The sequence below is a fragment of the Aquipuribacter aurantiacus genome (genome assembly GCF_051216895.1).
Lineage (GTDB): Bacteria > Actinomycetota > Actinomycetes > Actinomycetales > JBBAYJ01 > Aquipuribacter.
Window position 1 is genome coordinate 1 of sequence record NZ_JBPKAO010000032.1, and the last position, 2128, is coordinate 2128.

Below are 2128 nucleotides of genomic sequence, written 5' to 3' on the forward strand. Positions count from 1 at the left end.
GTTGGGTGATCCGGCTCGTCCTGCGTTCAGGAGCTGTCCCTGGCTGAATGGCCGTGATGTGGGGGTCTCTCGAGAGTGGTTCCCGCCAGGACAAGTGGCCTCGGCCAGGGGCTCGGTGGGCGTGGCCAACGACGGATGCGGACCGCGAGCGTGCCTCGGCTTGGGGTCAGGCCACGCGATAGAGGCGTCGGCGACCGACGGGGGTGAAGCCGGCACGGATGTAGGCCTGTTCGAGACGTTCGGTGCCGGCAGAGGCGACGAGGACGTCACCGGCGGGGACGACGGTGGCGATGACCTGTCGGGTGAGGAGCAGGGCGCTGAGGCGGGTGCCGGGTCGTTGGGCGAGGGCGGCGACCTGCCACCNGCGTCGGCGGCCGACGGGGGTGAAGCCGGCACGGATGTAGGCCTGTTCGAGACGTTCGGTGCCGGCAGAGGCGACGAGGACGTCACCGGTGGGGACGACGGTGGCGATGAGCTGTCGGGTGAGGAGCAGGGCGCTGAGGCGGGTGCCGGGTCGTTGGGCGAGGGCGGCGACCTGCCACCGGTCGCCGCCGCGCGGGGTGTTCTTGGCGATCGGGGTGGCCGACTGCTTGTCTCGCCCCGGGATTGATGGAGGCTCTCAACCCACGGAGGATGAGAGTCATGGCAGCACCACGGAAGTACCCCGAGGAGCTTCGGGAGCGGGCGATCCGGTTGGCGGTCGACGCGCGTAAGGACCCGGCGAGCAGGCCGGGTGCGTGCAGGNTGTCTCGCCCCGGGATTGATGGAGGCTCTCAACCCACGGAGGATGAGAGTCATGGCAGCACCACGGAAGTACCCCGAGGAGCTTCGGGAGCGGGCGATCCGGTTGGCGGTCGACGCGCGTAAGGACCCGGCGAGCAGGCCGGGTGCGTGCAGGCGGATCGGTGAGCAGCTGGGCATCAACCCGGAGACGTTGCGGGGCTGGGTCACTCAGGTCGAGGTCGACGAGGGCGCCCGGCCGGGCACGACGACCAGCGACGCTCAGCGGGTGGCCGAGCTGGAGCGTGAGGTGAAGGAGCTGCGCCGGGCGAACTCGATCCTGCGTAGCGCGTCGGCTTTCTTCGCGGCGGAGCTCGACCGCCCACAACGGTGATCGTCGACTACATCGACGCCCACAAGGAGGAGCACGGGGTCGAGCCGATCTGCACCGTCCTGACCGAGTCAGGCCTGTCGATCGCCCCGAGCACCTACTACGCCGCGAAGGTCCGCCGGCCCTCGCAGCGCTCCCGCGAGGACGTGGTCACGACCGAGGCGATCCGGAAGCTCCACGCTGCCAACTACGGCGTCTACGGGGCGAGGAAGGTCCATGCCGAGCTGCGTCGCGAAGGTCACGTCGTCGACCGCGGCGACGGGCCCAGACCGGTGGCCCGCTGCACCGTCGAGCGGCTTATGCGCGACGCTGGTCTGCGGGGCATCACCCGAGCCAAGGGTCCTCGCACGACCGTTCCCGGCCAGGGTCATGACGGGCGTCCGGACCTGGTCCAACGCGCGTTTACCGCGACCGCCCCGAACCAGCTCTGGGTCGCCGACATCACCTACTGCCGAACGTTCGCTGGCTGGGTCTACGCGGCGTTCGTCATCGACGTCTTCAGCCGGCGGGTCGTGGGCTGGCAGCTGTCGAAGAGCCTGCGCACCGACCTCGCCCTTGATGCGTTAGAGATGGGGATCTGGACCCGCCAGCACGCCGGTCACGACGTCACCGGCCTGACGCACCACAGCGACAAGGGCGTCCAGTACGTCGCCGTTCGCTACACCCAGCGACTCGCCGAGGCCGGGGCGGTCGCCTCGGTCGGGTCCACGGGCGACTCCTACGACAACGCCCTGGCCGAGGCATTCAACTCGCTCTTCAAGGCCGAGCTGGTCCGCAACAAGGGCCCGTGGAAGTCCATCGACGACCTCGAGACCGCCGTCGCGGAGTACGTCGACTGGTTCAACCACAGGCGCCTGCACGGCGAGATCGGCCTTGTCCCACCCGCCGAACTCGAGGACACCCACTACCGGCACAACCCCGCCGCGGCTACCGTCGCGGCGTCAGTTCCGAGCCTCCACTAGACCCGGGGCGAGACAGCTGGCCTTGGGCCAGGGGGAGCGCACCGACGACGCCCAG

At 69.8% G+C, this 2128-nt stretch carries 1 protein-coding gene and 1 other annotated feature; the gene reads left to right on the forward strand.

The annotated features are described in order from the left end of the window. Positions 1 to 796: 796 nt before the first annotated feature. Positions 797 to 2073, forward strand: a protein-coding gene (locus ACR80Q_RS18230) for an IS3 family transposase (RefSeq protein ID WP_435379074.1) whose coding sequence is annotated in 2 segments (ribosomal slippage) — positions 797 to 1076 and positions 1076 to 2073 — 1278 coding nt in all. Because the reading frame shifts where the segments join, the coding sequence is not laid out codon by codon here. After that, positions 1075 to 1203 (forward strand) — a sequence feature (AL1L pseudoknot). Its footprint overlaps the gene before it by 129 nt. Positions 2074 to 2128 lie beyond the last annotated feature (55 nt).